The 15,435-nt window shown below is 68.3% G+C and carries 11 protein-coding genes and 1 pseudogene; 8 read left to right on the top strand and 4 right to left on the bottom strand.

The genetic code is table 11. The features are described 5' to 3' along the window. Positions 1-71: 71 nt before the first annotated feature. Positions 72-576, bottom strand: a pseudogene (locus tag DLJ53_RS36225) (zinc-binding dehydrogenase); the annotation flags it as partial. A 328-nt stretch (positions 577-904) separates the two neighbouring features. Between DLJ53_RS36225 and DLJ53_RS31745 the strand changes: the two are divergent. From DLJ53_RS31745 to DLJ53_RS31720, 6 genes are all read left to right on the top strand, one after another. Beyond that, entirely contained in the window at positions 905-2,392 is a 1,488-nt protein-coding gene (locus tag DLJ53_RS31745) for a M81 family metallopeptidase (RefSeq protein ID WP_111352345.1), read from the top strand. A gap of 67 nt (positions 2,393-2,459) precedes the next feature. Continuing rightward, positions 2,460-4,049, top strand: a complete 1,590-nt coding sequence (locus tag DLJ53_RS31740; protein WP_111352344.1) for an ABC transporter substrate-binding protein — start codon at positions 2,460-2,462, stop codon at positions 4,047-4,049. Positions 4,050-4,197: 148 nt separating this feature from the next. Beyond that, positions 4,198-5,139, top strand: a complete 942-nt coding sequence (locus DLJ53_RS31735) for an ABC transporter permease (protein WP_111352343.1) — start codon at positions 4,198-4,200, stop codon at positions 5,137-5,139. A 53-nt stretch (positions 5,140-5,192) separates the two neighbouring features. Then, positions 5,193-6,047 (top strand): ABC transporter permease, encoded by an 855-nt coding sequence (locus tag DLJ53_RS31730; RefSeq protein WP_226583363.1) that lies wholly within the window; start codon positions 5,193-5,195, stop codon positions 6,045-6,047. 4 nt (positions 6,048-6,051) lie between these two features. Beyond that, positions 6,052-7,038, top strand: a complete 987-nt coding sequence (locus DLJ53_RS31725; protein WP_111352341.1) for an ABC transporter ATP-binding protein — start codon at positions 6,052-6,054, stop codon at positions 7,036-7,038. Further along, the gene (locus DLJ53_RS31720; RefSeq protein WP_244935206.1) at positions 7,035-8,057 is read left to right on the top strand and encodes an ABC transporter ATP-binding protein; all 1,023 of its coding nucleotides are present in this window, start codon (positions 7,035-7,037) and stop codon (positions 8,055-8,057) included. Before DLJ53_RS31725 ends, DLJ53_RS31720 begins: the two co-directional genes overlap by 4 nt. A gap of 4 nt (positions 8,058-8,061) precedes the next feature. Here DLJ53_RS31720 and hisD read toward each other — a convergent pair whose 3' ends face one another. From hisD to cuyA, 3 genes are all read right to left on the bottom strand, one after another. Then, positions 8,062-9,339 (bottom strand): histidinol dehydrogenase, encoded by a 1,278-nt coding sequence (gene hisD, locus DLJ53_RS31715; RefSeq protein ID WP_111352340.1) that lies wholly within the window; start codon positions 9,337-9,339, stop codon positions 8,062-8,064. Positions 9,340-9,355: 16 nt separating this feature from the next. Next, a complete protein-coding gene (cuyB, locus tag DLJ53_RS31710; protein ID WP_111352365.1) occupies positions 9,356-10,099 on the bottom strand; it encodes a cysteate racemase in 744 nt (247 codons plus the stop codon). A 116-nt stretch (positions 10,100-10,215) separates the two neighbouring features. Continuing rightward, positions 10,216-11,238, bottom strand: a complete 1,023-nt coding sequence (cuyA, locus tag DLJ53_RS31705; RefSeq protein WP_111352339.1) for a D-cysteate sulfo-lyase — start codon at positions 11,236-11,238, stop codon at positions 10,216-10,218. 123 nt (positions 11,239-11,361) lie between these two features. Here cuyA and DLJ53_RS31700 point away from each other — a divergent pair, with 123 nt between their 5' ends. Both DLJ53_RS31700 and katG read left to right on the top strand, forming a co-directional pair. Continuing rightward, positions 11,362-12,315: a LysR family transcriptional regulator gene (locus DLJ53_RS31700; protein WP_162409756.1), complete on the top strand. Its 954-nt coding sequence runs from the start codon at positions 11,362-11,364 to the stop codon at positions 12,313-12,315. Positions 12,316-13,008: 693 nt separating this feature from the next. Beyond that, positions 13,009-15,186 carry a catalase/peroxidase HPI gene (gene katG, locus DLJ53_RS31695; RefSeq protein WP_425320979.1) on the top strand — a complete coding sequence of 726 codons (2,178 nt, stop codon included), beginning with the start codon at positions 13,009-13,011 and terminating at the stop codon, positions 15,184-15,186. Positions 15,187-15,435 lie beyond the last annotated feature (249 nt).

Raw genomic sequence — 15,435 nt, 5'->3', positions numbered from 1 at the left:
TCGACGACGCTGCAAATCGGCCGACCCCGATCCCGTCGGCCATTTTCCCGTAGGCGCCGCGAGACCGTGTCTCAGGGCCACCCCTCCAGCACGATCTTGTCCCTCGCGCGGTGGCTCTCGATGAGGGCGTGCGCGCGCTTCCGGTTCGCCGCGTTGATGGTGCCGCAGCTCTCGCCGAGCGTGGTCCTGAGGGTGCCGTCGTCGATCAGAGGCCGAGACCTCGCTCGGGAGCTCACCCTGCTTGCCGGTGTCCTCGGTGCCGTACATCGGGCGTGTGAACATGAGCTCCCAGTGCGTCGATACGCTCTTCTGCTTGAGGAGCGTGATGTCCACCGTCGCGGGGTCGTCGATCAGTGCGAACCGGCCTTGCGGGGCGATGAGCTTCGCGATGTCGGCGAGGTGCTGGTCGGTGTCGGTGGTCGAGTAGACGAAGGCCGGCGCGCCGATACCGAGAGCGTCGACCTGCGCTGCCAGCGGCTTCGTATGGTCGATCCCGTGGTTCGCGCCGAGGTCCTTCGGCCACGCCGTGGTTTCGCCGCGCGAGGCGGTGGTGATGACGGCGAGGTCGGTCAGCTTCGCGCCGACGTTTCCCGGTGAGCACCGGGGCTTGTGCGCTCGGAAGCGGCATTTCGGCACTCCGACAAGAGTTGCCGTCTTTCGACTTACCGATCGGATTGAAAGTGGTTCGGGCTGCTTTTCCATCCCGATCGACATATAGCGCGGCCACAAGTGGCCGATTTATAGGGCGGATTCAGAGCAACAATATGCATGACAAGCAACTTCCGTGAAAATTTTTGCATTTGCCGATGCTCGGCTTTTGGAACACTCTCTTGCCATGCCGAAGGAGACGACGATGCGCCGACACCCGACTGCCTCGCTTTCGCGGACGAAGTGCTGACGCGAGATGCGTGTCGCCGTCGCAAGCCTCGAGTATGAGGGCAACAGCCTGTCTTTGAGGGTCGACCGCAGGGCCGACTTTGCTCGTAAGGCGCTCCATCGCGGCCCGGCGATCCTCGAGGCGGTGGCCGGCAAGGCCCTCGCCCTCACCGGCGGCATCGACACCGTGCGGGCGGCCGGGGCGGAGGTGATCCCCGTCTACATGGCCAAGGGCGGCGCCGGCGGCCACGTCGACGACGCCTTCTTCGCCGAGGCAATGGCGGAGATCCTCGACGGGATCGCCGCCGCAGGTCCGCTCGACGGGATCTACCTCGCCCTCCACGGGGCGATGATCACCGCCTCGGACGGGGACCCGGAAGGCACCCTCCTGGCCGGTCTGCGCGAGCGGGTGGGCGACGCGGTGCCGATCGCCGTCAGCCTCGACCTGCACGCCCATGTGAGCCGCAGGATGGCCCGCAACGCCAGCATCGTCGTCGGCTACGAGACCTATCCCCACGTCGACGCCTACGAGACCGGCGCCCGGGCTGCGTCACTCCTCGTGCGCACGATGCGCGGCGAGATCTCCCCGCGCATCGGCCACGTCGCCTTCAACGCCATCCTGCCGGTCCTCGGCATGGCGACCCTCGACGACGCGCCGCTCGCCGAGGTGGCGCGCATCGCCCGCGCCATGGAAGCCGCCGGCGCGGCGCTGTCGGTCAGTTACTTCCCGGTCCAGCCATGGCTCGACGGGCCGGACGTGGGCATCACCGGCCTCGCGGTGACCGACGGCGACGCGGCCGCGGCCGAGATGGCGGCGACGGCCGTCGCCGAGGCGATGTGGACCCGCCGCCGCGCCTTCGAGCTGCCCGCCTATACCCCGGCCGAAGCGGTCCGGGCCGCGCTCGCGATGGACGCCGAAACCGTCCTTCTGGTGGATGCGTCGGACAGCATCGGCGGAGGAGCTTCGGGCGATTCTCCGGCTATCCTCGCCGCACTCCTCGCCCACGCGCCAGAAACGCCCGCCGCCGTCGCCATCGTCGACCCGGGAACGGTGGAGCGGGCGACCGCGGCCGGCGAGGGTGCCGGCGCGATGTTCGAAATCGGCGCCTGGCAGGACGACCGGCAGGTCGCCCCGGTGAGGGTCAACGCGACCGTCGAGCGGCTGTGCGAGGGGCGCTTCACGTACACCGGCGGCCCCGTCGCCGGCGCCTCCGCCACGCTCGGGCCCGTCGCGGTCCTGCGCATCGGGCCGATCCGGGTTCTGGCCGCCAGCTATGCAGTCTACGAGCACATGGACGAGCACTACGCCGCATGCGGCATCGACATCAGCGCATTCAAGATGGTTTCGTTCAAGCAGCTCATGAACTTCCGCAAGCTGCTCACCCCCGAGCGGGCCTTCCTCTCCGTCCATGGCCCCGGCGCGACGCCGCTCGATCTGTCCAAGGTCGACTGGCACCACCGCGTGCGCCCCTTCTGGCCGGTCGACGACCCGCAGACGCCCCCGCGTCTGAGCTGACGCGCTGCGATGATCGGCACGCCGGCCCCCGCCTGACGACACCTCAAACGTTTGAAAGGGAGAGGCAATGATCACCCGCAGAACGCTCCTTGGTTCGGCCGCCGCCTTGCCGATGCTCGCGATGCCCTCCGTCCTTCGCGCACAGGGCGCACCGGGCGGGACGCTGCGCTATGTGCCGAGCTCTAACCTGACCATCCTCGACCCGGTCTTCACCCCGGCGGCGGTGTCGATCACGCACGGCTACTGCGTGTTCGACACGCTCTACGGCGTCGATTCCGATCTGAAGCCGCAGCCGCAGATGGCCGCGGGCCACACCGTGTCCGACGACGGCCTCACCTGGGAGATCACCCTCAGGGACGGTCTCACCTTCCACGACGGCGAGCCGGTGCGCGCCCAGGACTGCGCCGCCAGCCTCGACCGCTGGTCGCAGCGCGACGCCTTCGGCCAGGCCCTGCGCGCGGCCACCGAGGCGTTCGAGGCCAAGGACGACAAGACGGTCCGCATTCGTCTGACGCGCCCCTTCGGCCCGCTCCTCGAGGCGATCGGCAAGCCGCACTCCTCGCCCGCGATGATCATGCCCGAGCGTCTCGCCTCGCAGCCGATCGCCGAGCAGGTGACCGAGATGGTCGGCTCCGGCCCCTTCCGCTTCCTCGCTGACGAGTACGTCTCGGGCGACCGCGTGGTCTACGAGAAGTTCCAGGACTACGTGCCGCGTTCCGGGCCGGCCTCGTGGACCTCGGGCGGCAAGGTGGTCCACTTCGACCGGCTGATCTGGCAGATCATTCCCGACGAGGCGACCAAGGTCGCCGCCATCCAGGCCGGCGAGGTCGACTGGATCTCCACCGTGCTGCCGGACCTGGTGCCGATCATCGCCGCCGCGCCGGGGGTGGAACTCTTCCAGACCGACCCGTTCGGACTGATGACGGTGATGCGCTTCAACCATCTGCAGCCGCCGTTCAACAACCCCGAGATCCGCCGCGCCGTGATGATGGCGGTGAACCAGCTCCCCTACCTGCAGTCGATCACCGCCAGCGACGACGAGCGGCAGGAGTGCCGGGCGATGTTCCCGTGCGGCATGCCGGGCGTGGAAGAACTCGGCAGCGACATGATGAGCCCGCCCCATACCCTCGACGAAGCGCGCAAGATGCTCGCCGACGCCGGCTACGACGGCGAGCGGGTCGTCATCCTCAACCCGACCGACATCGCCTCGATCCACCCTCACGGTCTGGTGACGGCCGACCTCCTCACCCAGCTCGGCATGAACGTCGACCTGCAGGACACCGACTGGGGCACCGTCGTGCAGCGGCGCGTCTCGAAGGAGCCCGTCGAGAACGGCGGCTGGAGCATCGCTCACACCAACTGGCCGGCCATCTCGATCGCCAACCCGGCAACGAACGCCACCACGCGCGGCATCGGCCAAGGCGGCTGGTGGGGCTGGTTCGAGGACGCCGAGACCGAGCGCCTGGTCGAGGCGTGGCTGTCGGCGACCGATCCGGCCGAGCAGCAGCGACTCTTCAACGAGGCGCACCAGCGGGCGCTGGAGATGGTCCCGGTCGTCCCGCTCGGGCAGGTCTTCCGCACCGGCGCGATCCGCTCCGACCTTCAGGGCGCGCTGCACGGCTCGGTCGACATGTTCTGGAACGTTCACCGGACCTGACGGCCGTCCCACGTCGCGGCGCTCCTCACGGGCCGCCGCGATTTCTCCGAAGCGCCGTGCCGCGCGGCCGGCACGTGCGGACGCGGCCATCGAGCGGCCGCGCCGACCGCCCTTCCCTCCCCGCCGTCCGCGGAGCCGACCCTTTGGTATGAGCGTCTACATCGCCCGCCGTATCCTCGCGACGCTGCCCGTCATGGCGTTCGTGATGATCTTCGTCTTCTCGCTGCTCTACCTCGCGCCGGGCGACCCGGCCGCGATCCTCGCCGGCGATCAGGCGAGCGACACCGAGATCGCCGCGATCCGCACCCAGCTCGGGCTCGACCGCAGCTTTCCCGTGCGCTTCCTGGAATGGGCCGGGAACGTGCTGCAGGGCGACTTCGGGGTCTCCATCTTCACCCGGCTGCCGGTCTCTACGATGATCCTGCAGCGCGTCGAGCCCACCCTGTCGCTCATGGTGGTGACGCTGGTGATGGCGATCGGCGTGGCAGTGCCGCTCGGCGTCGTCGCCGCGCACAATCGCGGCCGCCTCGTCGACAGGGTGGTCATGCTGATCGCGGTGCTGGGCTTCTCGGTACCCGTCTTCGTCATCGGCTACGTCCTCGCCTACGTGCTGGCGCTGAAGTTCCATCTCCTTCCGGTGCAGGGCTACACGCCGCTCTCCGAAGGCTTCTGGCCTTGGCTGCGCAACCTCCTCCTGCCCGCCGCCACCCTCGCCGGGGTCTACGTGGCGCTGATCGCCCGCATTACACGCGCGACGATGCTGGAGATCCTGAGCGAGGACTATATCCGCACCGCACGGGCCAAGGGCGTGTCCGAACGCATCGTCCTGTTCGTCCATGCGCTGCGCAACGCGGCGGTACCCATCGTCACGGTGATCGGCCTCGGAATCGCGCTCATGATCTCCGGCGCGGTGGTCATCGAGAGCGTCTTCGCGCTGCCCGGCCTCGGCCGGCTGACGGTCGATTCCATCCTGCGCCGCGACTACCCCGTCATCCAGGGCGTGATCTTGATCTTCAGCTTCGTCTACGTGCTCATCAACCTTCTGATCGACATCAGCTACACGCTGTTCGACCCGAGGATCCGGTATTGACCGCCCCCGAAACGCCCGCGCGGTTCCCGGCCGCGCCCGCGCGCCCCCCTCTCATCCCCGAAATCCCGCCGCGCTCGCGGCCGGTGCGCCTCCTCCTGGAGCATCCGACCCTCGTCATCGGGGGAGTGCTCCTCGGCCTCATGGTGCTGATGGCGATCTTCGCCCCATGGATCGCCACCCACGACCCGGCCGCCCTCAACCCGGCGATGCGCGTCAAGGATCCCTCCGCCGCCGCCTTCTTCGGCACCGACATGATGGGGCGGGACATCTACTCGCGCGTCATCTACGGAGCGCGCGTCTCGCTCGTCGTCGGGCTGGCGGTGGCGGTCCTGTCCTCGGTGATCGGGCTCGCCATCGGCCTCTTCGCAGGCTTCGTGCGCGTCGCCGATTCCATCGTCATGCGCATCATGGACGGGCTGATGTCGATCCCGGCGATCCTGCTCGCCATCGCGCTCATGACAGTGATGCGCGGCGGCTCGGTCACCAACGTCGTCATCGCCATCGTCATCGCCGAGATCCCGCGCGTGGCGCGGCTGACGCGCAGCGTCGTCCTGTCGGTCCGGGAAAAGCCCTACGTCGAGGCGGCCGTGGTGTCGGGGACGAGCTGGCTCGGCATCGTCGTCAAGCACGTCATGCCCAACACCTTCGCCCCGCTCACGGTGCAGGCGACCTACATCTGCGCCTCGGCGATGATCACCGAGGCGATCCTGTCCTTCATCGGCGCCGGTACGCCGACCTCGATCCCGTCCTGGGGCAACATCATGGCCGAGGGGCGGGCGCTGTGGCAGGTGAAGCCCTACGTCGTCTTCTTTCCTGCGCTCTTCCTGTCGGTCACGGTGCTTGCCGTGAACCTCCTCGGCGACGGGCTGCGCGACGCGGTCGACCCGCGCCTCGCCAAGGAGGTATGAGGCGATGGCGATGCTTGAGGTGCGCGACCTGCGCATTCACTTTCGCACCGGCCGCGGCGTCAACCGGGCTGTGGACGGACTGTCATTCGACATCGAGTCCGGCGAGACACTCGCCATCGTCGGCGAATCGGGCTGTGGCAAGTCGGTCACCTCGATGTCGGTCCTGCGCCTGGTGCCGACACCGCCCGGCGTGATCGACGGTTCGATCCGCTTCAAGGACCGCGAGGTGCTCGACCTGCCGATGCGCGAGATGCGCAAGCTCCGCGGCGGCGAGATCGGCATGATCTTCCAGGAGCCGATGACCTCGCTCAACCCGGTCTTCACCGTCGGCCAGCAGATCGGCGAGGCGCTCGCCCTGCACGAGAGGCTCGGCGGGCGCGAGGCGCGGGCGCGCTCTATCGAGATGCTGCGCCTCGCCGGCATCCCCTCGCCCGAGCGCCGCGTCGACGACTACCCGCACCAGCTCTCGGGCGGGATGCGGCAGCGGGCGATGATCGCCATCGCGCTCGCCTGCAGGCCGCAGCTCCTCATCGCCGACGAGCCGACGACGGCGCTCGACGTGACGATCCAGGCGCAGATCCTGGAGCTGATGGCCGGCCTCAGGGAGCAGCTCGGCTCGGCGATCATGCTGATCACGCACGACCTCGGCGTGGTGGCGGAGACCGCCGAGCGGGTCCTCGTGATGTATGCCGGGCGCAAGGTCGAGGAGGCCCGCGTGGCCGACCTCTTCCGCAACCCGCGCCACCCCTATACCGAGGGCCTCCTGGCGGCGGTACCGCGCCTCGGCTCCTCGCTGGAGGCGGGCGCCCCGGCCCGTCTCGCCGAGATCCCTGGCCGGGTTCCGGATCTCACGATGGCGCACGAGGGGTGCATCTTCGCGGCGCGGTGTCATCGGGCCGAGGAGGTGTGTCGGCAGATCGACCCGGCACTGGAGACCAAGGCGCCCGGCCATCTCGCAGCCTGCCACTTCGCACCGAAGGACGCCGCATGATGGCCCCCTCCCTCGAACGCTCCACGGCCGCCGCCACGACGGGCGAGGCTCCGCTCGTGTCGGTCGATGGCCTGGTGAAGCACTTCCCGATCCACGGCGGTCTCCTCGGTCGTACCAAGGGAACGGTTCAGGCCGTCAACGACGTCTCGTTCGACCTGGCGCGCGGCGAGACGCTGTCCCTCGTCGGCGAGTCGGGCTGCGGCAAGTCCACGGTGGGCAAGTGCCTGCTCGGCCTCACCCCGCTCACTGCGGGCGAGATCCGACTCGACGGGGTGCGCATCGACACCCTGGCCGGCCGTGCGCTGAAACCGATGCGGCGGCGCATGAGCACGGTCTTCCAGGACCCGTTCTCGAGCCTCAATCCGCGCATGCGGGTGAAGGAGATCGTCGCCGAGCCGATCCGCGCCCACGGCCTCGCGAGGACCGCGGCCGCACGCGAGGCCCGGGTCGGCGACCTCCTGGAGCGGGTGGGCCTGTCACGCGCGGCGATGGGGCGGATGCCGCACCAGTTTTCCGGCGGGCAGCGTCAGCGCATCGGGATCGCCCGCGCGCTCGCCTCCGAGCCCGACGTCATCGTCTGCGACGAGGCGGTCTCGGCACTCGACGTCTCAGTTCAGGCGCAGATCATCAACCTGATGATGGACCTGCAGGCCGAGCTTGGCCTCTCCCTCCTCTTCATCAGCCACGACCTCGCTGTGGTTGAGCACATGACACACCGTGTGGCGGTGATGTACCTCGGCCGGATCGTGGAAGTGGCCCCGCGCCGGGCGATCTTCGCGGGGCCGAAACATCCCTACACCGAGGCACTGCTGTCGGCGGTGCCGATGGTGGAGCCGGAGAAGCGCAGGGAACGCATCGTGCTGTCCGGGGACGTGCCGAGCCCGATCGCGCCGCCGTCGGGCTGCGTCTTCCGCACCCGCTGCCCGCACGCGTTCGACCGGTGCGCGGCGGAGGTTCCCCCGCTGCGCCCGGTCGGCGCCGGACACCACGCCGCCTGCCACCTGAACGAGACCGCCTGACGCCTCAGTCTCCCCGTTTCCCACCGGTTAGGCGCAGGTCGGCGGTGCGGGCATGGGCCTCCATGCCTTCGAGGCGGGAGATGCGGGCGGTCGCCTCGGCGATCGGGTGGGCCCCGCTGGCGCTGGCGCGCTGCCAGGTGACCACCTTGAGGAACTTGTGCACCGAGAGGCCGCCGGTGTAACGGGCCGCGCCCGAAGTCGGAAGCACGTGATTGGGGCCGGCCGCCTTGTCGCCGAACGCGACCGTCGTCTCCTCTCCCAGAAACAGCGAGCCGTAGGAGGTCAGCCGCGCCAGCCACCAGTCGAGGTCGCGGGCCTGGACGTGGAGGTGCTCGGGTCCGGTCCGGTCGGCGACCTCCGCCATCTCCTCGCGCGTGTCCGCGAGGATCACCTCGGCGATCCTCCAGGCCGCCCGGGCGGAGGCGGCGTTCGCCTCCGGCAGCGCCTCGACGAGACGCGGCACCGCCGCGATCACCGCTTCGGCGAGCCCGGCGTCGGTGGTGACGAGCCAGACGGGGGAGTCGGCGCCGTGCTCCATCTGGCCGACGAGGTCGGCGGCCACAGTTTCGGGGTCCGCGCTGTCATCGGCGAGGATCATGGAGTCGGTCGGACCGGCGACCATGTCGATCCCGACGCGACCGAAGAGCTGCCGCTTGGCCTCGGCGACGTAGGCGTTGCCGGGACCCACCAGGATGTCCGCCTTCGGCAGTCCGAAGAGGCCGAAGGCGAGGGCGGCGATACCCTGCACCCCGCCCAGGCACAGGATCCGGTCGGCGCCGGCGAGTGCCATCGCAAACACCATGTCCGGAGCGAGACGCCCGCCCGGTCGCGGCGGCGAGACGGCGGCGACGTGCGACACGCCGGCGGCGCGCGCTGTGGTGATCGTCATCAGCGCCGAGGCGATGTGGCTGAACCGCCCTCCGGGAACGTAGGCGCCCGCCGAAACGACGGGGATCACCCGCTGTCCGGCGACGAAGCCGGGGGCAATCTCCAGCTCCGTGTCCGTCAGGGTCGCGCGCTGAGCCTCGGCGAAGCGGCGGATGTTGTCGTGGGCGAAGGCGATGGCGGCCTTGGCCTCCGGATCGAGCGCGGCATGGGCGGCGTCGATCTCTTCCGCGCCGACGTCGACGTCCCCGCTGAAGCCGTCGAGGTCGCGGGCGATGCCGAGCGCCTTCTCCTCGCCGCCCGCTTCGATCTCGGCGAGGAGGACGCGGACCCGCTCGGAGACGTCCGCCGCGGCGACGGGGGCCTCGCCGCCGCGCTTCAGGTATCGAACGCTCATGTGGGTGTCTCTTCTCTCACGCGACCGGGGTTGCGCCTGCCGGAGCGCGGGCGAACGCGACGCAGGCTTCGGTGAGGCTGTCGAGGCTGTCGACGAGGGGGACGGGAGCGCCGATCTCACGCGACAGGAGGGAGAATTCGCTGCAGCCGACGACGAGCACGGCCGCGCCCGCCGCCGCGAGCTCCGCGGCTGCCGCATCGAGGACGGGCCGGGCCGCATCGCGCCGCCCCGACTTTACGGCGCGGATGGCGCTCAGCATGGCATCGCGGTCGGCGGGGTAGATCACGCCGCGCGTCCCGCAGGCGTCGGCGAAGATCGCGGTTTTCTCGACCGCGCGCGACGCGAGAAGGCCAACGGGCCCCGCCGTGACGGCGGCTTCGTTCGCGGCGGCGGCGGTGAGCGCCACCATGTCGAGGAAAGGGACGTCCCCGGCGGCCCGGCGGACGGCGCCGGCATAGCTGTGGGCGGTGTTGCAGGGCATGGCGAGGGCCGCAGCGCCCATCGCGACGAGGCGCCGCGTCATCGCCTCGAGGACGGGAGCCGGATCCTCGCCCATCCCCTCGATGAGATGGGCTATGCGGGAGGGAACCTGCGTGTTGCTGTCGACAAGAAGGGGGATGTGGTCGGCATCGTCCGCTGCGGGCGTCGCATCGAGGATGCGCTGCATGAGGAGGATGGTCGCCTCGGGCCCCATCCCTCCCAGGACACCGATCGTGCGGGGGGTCCCGCGCGCCCTCACATCATCCCCGTGGACACTCATGGTCAACCCTCGTCATGCCGACTTCCTCCGAGCCGGGCGGTGCCGCTCGCGCACCGGAGCACGCCGGCGCCCTCCCCTCTCGCCGCCAAGGCCCGACCCCGCGGCGGGCCTCGGCCTCAGGCGGCCGCCAGGATGGAATCCGCCGAGCCGGCGAAGCTCTTACGGTAGCCGAAGAGCCCGGCCGAGCCACCGGTATGCAGGAAGACGACGGTCTCGTCATTGCCGATCTCGCCTCGACGGACGAGGTCGATGAGCCCGGCCGCACCTTTGCCGGAATAGACCGGGTCGAGCAGGATCCCTTCCAGCTCGGCGAACATCTCGATCGCCTCGATGGTCCCCTCGTTAGGGATGCCGTAGCCTTCGCCGACATAGTCGGTGTTGGCGACGACCATCTCGCGTGGGACCGGCGGGGCACCGATCTTTTCCGCCGTCTTGGTGGCGAGGGCGAAGACGTTCTCCTCCTGCTTGGGCTTCGGTGCGCGCACGCCGATGCCCAGCAGCGGGATCCCCGCATTGAGAGCGTGGAGCCCGGCGACGAGGCCGGCCTGTGTCCCGGCGCTCCCCGTGGCGTGGACGATGCGGCTGATGGCGAGGGAGCGCTCGTTGGCTTGGTGCACGAGCTCCATCGCACAGTTGACGTAGCCAAGCGCGCCGACCGGGTTCGAGCCGCCGCCGGGGATCACATAGGGATTGCGACCCTCGGCGCGGTAGCGGTCGGCGGCGCGCTCGCAGGCGGCGACCATGTCGGCGCCACCGTCGACGTGCTCCAGCGTGGCCCCGTGCAGGCGGTCCAGCAGGACGTTGCCGTTGTCGGTGTAGTCCGGATCGGTGAAGCCGGTACGGTCTTCCAGAATAGCGTGACAGTCCACCCCGAGCCGGGCGCAGAAGGCGGCGGTCTGGCGCACGTGGTTGGACTGGGTGGCGCCCTGTGTGATGACGACGTCAGCGCCCAGCGCCTCGGCCTCGCCCATCAGGAATTCAAGCTTGCGGGTCTTGTTGCCGCCGGTCGACATGCCGGTGCAGTCGTCCCGCTTGATGTAGAGGCGAGGGCCGCCGAGCTCTCGCGAGAGGCGCTCCATCGGCTCCAGAGGGGTGGGCAGGTGCGCCAGGTGCAGGCGGGGGAAGCGGGCGAGATGCATCGGTCGGTCCAACTTGCGCAATCCGCACATCGTCCCGCACAGACTACCCCAGTGCAAATGCAAATTTTCCTGCATAAGATGCTTAGAAGACATAATCCGGCCAGCTGGGCGAGAAGATACGTGATGCGGATCGAGTGGCTCGAGGATCTGATGGCGATCTATGAGTCCGACTCGCTCAACGAGGCGGCGGCGCGGCGCCACGTCACCCAACCGGCGTTCTCGCGCCGGGTCCGGGCCATCGAGGACTATCTCGGCGTTACCCTTCTGGAGCGGACCCGCAAGCCGGCACGGCCGACCGCGGCGCTGATGCGTCAGGAGGACAGGGTCAGAGACGTCACCCGAGCGATGCGGCTTCTGATTCTGGAGCTGAAACGCCGCCGCGAGGACGCCTCGAACCAGGTCGTTATGGCCGGCCAACATGCGATCACCACGAGCATTCTGCCGGATCTGATTGCCCGGGATTTCGCTCGATTTCAGGTCAACATTCGTCTGCGCTCGGCAAACCGTTCGGAATGTCTGGCAATGCTGGTCGAGCGGACGGCCGATATTACGCTGACGTACAAGTCAAACGCGGAGCTAATCGCGCCGCGCGAGGCCTTTGTCGAAGAGGTGGTGGTGGCGCGCGACCGCCTCGTTCCGGTGGCAGCTCCCGGAATGGTGGAGACATGCGGGGCGATGCGCCCCTTGCCGTTCGTCGCCTACCCGGAGGACGTCTTCTTCGGCGAGCTTGTGCGAGACGCAATCCGGCCGCGGTGTGGGCCGGAGGTGGCGCTCGACCTGAAGGTCGAGACGGCATTGACCCTGGCCGCCCTGCAGCTTGCGAGCGCCAGTGTGGGGATGGCCTGGGTGCCGTTGTCGACCGCCTCCGCAATGCTGGCGGCAGGGCAGGTGGTAGACTTGTCGGACCGTCTTCCAACCGAAGAGCTCGCCGTGATCGCCACACGTCTCAGGGAGGAGCCGCAAGCGTCGGCGGAGACCGTGTGGCAGGCTCTGTGCGGATCCAGCGCGCGAAGGGACGAGAGGTCGTTCCCCGCCTGCTCCGGCGGTCCTTCAGACACCGAACCGAAGCTCCTTTGACGCGTCGCCCCCGTGTTGAATGGCAGGGGTTCGAAAGAGAGGTATAGGGGAAGACCGGCGATTTAGAGCATTTGCCGTGATGATTTGCTTGATTCGAGTATTGACGAATTGGACGATCGCGATGTCCCACGTCAGCACCCATGGGACAATTGAAGTGATTTCGAAGAGGAGGGTTTCCGGCTCATCATGACGGCTGAGGAGCGGAGATGAGACGAAACCCGAGCCGCAAGCACGATACGCGACACAGGTCGTGACAACATCCGTCGGCACACGCGCAAGCAACATTCGTCGGAAGCGAAGACCCGCGTCGTCCTGGAAGGGCGTCGCGGCGAGGTCGACATCGCCGAGCTCTGCCGCCTATGCCGCCCAACCTCCCGCAAAGGGCGACCGGCTGCTCGTATTGGGTGCACCCCGCCAATCGCCCATTGCTCCGCCGACGCAACAGAGCCAATCTCAGCCGCTGACTGCGGGTTCCGTTGGATACCGCGGGGACCACCGCACAGGCTTGTCCGAGATATTTCGCAATCGGCTGAATGCGCGTTGCTGGACAGGACAGTCCAAACGTATTCAACATCGGGGTTCAGCAGTAAGGCGAGAAACGGGAACGAAGGGGAAAGCGCGGTTGCGCGACGTCAAGGAAGTGTCGCCAACATGCGTGCATCCTCCGCTCAGGAACGCCAATTTGAGGGGGAAATGATGGACGACTTTCAAGCCATCGCGAAGTGTCCGGTGATGCACGGCGCCAACAGCGCCATCGGTGTCTCGGTGATGAGTTGGTGGCCGAACGCCCTCAACCTCGACATCCTGCACCAGCACGACGTGAAGACCGACCCGATGGGGAAGGGCTTCAGCTACCGCGACGCTCTCAAGTCGCTCGACGTCGAGGCGCTGAAGCGTGACCTGCACGCCTTGATGACCGACAGCCAGGAATGGTGGCCGGCCGACTGGGGCCACTACGGCGGCCTGATGATCCGCATGGCATGGCACGCCGCAGGCTCCTACCGTCTTGCCGACGGACGCGGCGGCGGCGGCGGCGGCAACCAGCGCTTCGCTCCGCTCAACTCCTGGCCGGACAATGTCAGCCTCGACAAGGCCCGCCGCCTGCTCTGGCCGATCAAGAAGAAATACGGCAACGCGATCTCGTGGGCCGACCTGATCATCCTCGCGGGCAACATTGCCTACGAGTCGATGGGCCTGAAGACCTTCGGATTCGGCTTCGGTCGCGAGGACATCTGGGCGCCGGAGACCGACACCTACTGGGGTGCCGAGAAGGAGTGGCTCGCCCCCTCCGACGGGCGCTACGACAATGTCGACGAGCCCGCGACCATGGAGAACCCGCTCGCCGCCGTGCAGATGGGCCTCATCTACGTGAACCCCGAGGGGGTGAACGGCAAGTCCGACCCGTTGAAGACCGCAGCGCAGGTCCGCGAGACCTTCGCCCGGATGGCGATGAACGACGAAGAAACCGCCGCGCTGACCGCAGGCGGGCACACGGTCGGCAAATGCCACGGCAACGGCGACGCTTCGGCGTTGGGTCCTGATCCTGAAGGGGCCGGCGTCGAGATGCAGGGCTTCGGCTGGGCCAACCCGACCATGTACGGCAAGGCGGCCAACGCGATCACCTCCGGGATTGAGGGCGCCTGGACGACCCACCCCACGCAGTTCGACATGGGCTACTTCAAGCTCCTTTTCGGCTACGATTGGGAGCTGAGGAAGTCCCCGGCCGGCGCCAACCAGTGGGAGCCTGTCGCCATCAAGGAAGAGGACAAGCCTGTCGACGCGTCCGACCCGTCGATCCGCCACAATCCGATCATGACCGATGCGGATATGGCGATGAAGATGGATCCGACCTATCGCGAGATCTGCCACAAGTTCATGGCGGACGAGGCCTACTTCCGGGACACCTTCGCACGCGCCTGGTTCAAGCTGACCCACCGCGACATGGGCCCGAAGGTCCGCTATCTCGGTCCGGACGTGCCGGCCGAGGACCTTATCTGGCAGGATCCGATCCCGGCTGGCCCCACGGGTTACGACGTCGAGGCCGTCAAGGCGAAGATTACCGCCAGTGGCCTGACCGTCGCCGAGATGGTGTCGACCGCCTGGGACAGCGCGCGTACCTTCCGCGGCTCGGATCTGCGCGGCGGGGCCAACGGGGCGCGCATCCGCCTGGCGCCGCAGAAGAGCTGGGCCGGCAACGAGCCGGAGCGTCTGGCCAAGGTGCTGTCGGTGCTGGAGCCGATTGCGGCCGAAACAGGCGCGTCGGTCGCCGACGTGATCGTGCTCGCCGGCAATGTCGGGCTCGAGACGGCGATCAAGGCAGCGGGCTTCGATGTCGCCGTACCGTTCTCTCCAGGCCGCGGCGACGCAACCGACGAGATGACCGATGCCGATACCTTCGATGTGCTGGAGCCGTTCGCCGACGGCTACCGCAACTGGCTGAAGGAAGACTACGTCGTCAGCCCCGAGGAGCTGATGCTGGACCGCACTCAGCTGATGGGACTGACCGCGCCGGAGATGACCGTCCTCGTCGGCGGCATGCGGGCACTCGGCACCAATCACGGTGGCACGGAGCATGGCGTCTTCACGGACCGGACGGGCGCCCTCACCAACGACTTTTTCGTCAACCTGACGGACATGGCGTACAAGTGGGTGCCGGTCGGGGGCGGCATCTACGAGATCCGCGACCGCAAGACCGACACGGTCAAATGGACGGCGACGCGGATCGACCTCGTCTTCGGGTCGAACTCGATTCTTCGCTCCTATGCCGAAGTCTACGCGCAGGACGACAGCGCCGAGAAGTTCGTGAAGGACTTCGTCGCGGCGTGGGTCAAGGTGATGAACGCCGACCGGTTCGACCTGGTCGCCGCCTAAGCAACGGCTCGAGCCGCCACCACGCGAGGCGCGGCGGCTGCTCCCCGTCTTTGGATTGCTCCGGGCCGGAACGTGCGGGGTGTCTGGCTCAAGAGGCTGCTGCCGCCGATGAGCCATTCATGAGCGATATCGGCGGCTAGGTCCCGATCGCACTGTGGGATCGCTCCTCGTTGTCGATCCTATAGAGGTTCATTCTCGGAGAATGCGCCGGGTGGTCCGGCGCTCGGCCGGCGGCGGCCGCAGATCTGG

This window comes from Acuticoccus sediminis (assembly GCF_003258595.1).
GTDB classification, from domain to species: domain Bacteria; phylum Pseudomonadota; class Alphaproteobacteria; order Rhizobiales; family Amorphaceae; genus Acuticoccus; species Acuticoccus sediminis.
This window is presented reverse-complemented; position numbering and strand designations above follow the sequence as displayed.

Coding starts and splice junctions, on each gene's coding strand:
- DLJ53_RS31745 (WP_111352345.1), top strand. CDS start 905: ATGCGTGTCGCCGTCGCAAGCCTCGAGTATGAGGGCAACAGCCTGTCT.
- DLJ53_RS31740 (WP_111352344.1), top strand. CDS start 2,460: ATGATCACCCGCAGAACGCTCCTTGGTTCGGCCGCCGCCTTGCCGATG.
- DLJ53_RS31735 (WP_111352343.1), top strand. CDS start 4,198: ATGAGCGTCTACATCGCCCGCCGTATCCTCGCGACGCTGCCCGTCATG.
- DLJ53_RS31725 (WP_111352341.1), top strand. CDS start 6,052: ATGGCGATGCTTGAGGTGCGCGACCTGCGCATTCACTTTCGCACCGGC.
- DLJ53_RS31720 (WP_244935206.1), top strand. CDS start 7,035: ATGATGGCCCCCTCCCTCGAACGCTCCACGGCCGCCGCCACGACGGGC.
- hisD (WP_111352340.1), bottom strand. CDS start 9,339: ATGAGCGTTCGATACCTGAAGCGCGGCGGCGAGGCCCCCGTCGCCGCG.
- cuyB (WP_111352365.1), bottom strand. CDS start 10,099: ATGAGTGTCCACGGGGATGATGTGAGGGCGCGCGGGACCCCCCGCACG.
- cuyA (WP_111352339.1), bottom strand. CDS start 11,238: ATGCATCTCGCCCGCTTCCCCCGCCTGCACCTGGCGCACCTGCCCACC.
- DLJ53_RS31700 (WP_162409756.1), top strand. CDS start 11,362: ATGCGGATCGAGTGGCTCGAGGATCTGATGGCGATCTATGAGTCCGAC.
- katG (WP_425320979.1), top strand. CDS start 13,009: ATGATGGACGACTTTCAAGCCATCGCGAAGTGTCCGGTGATGCACGGC.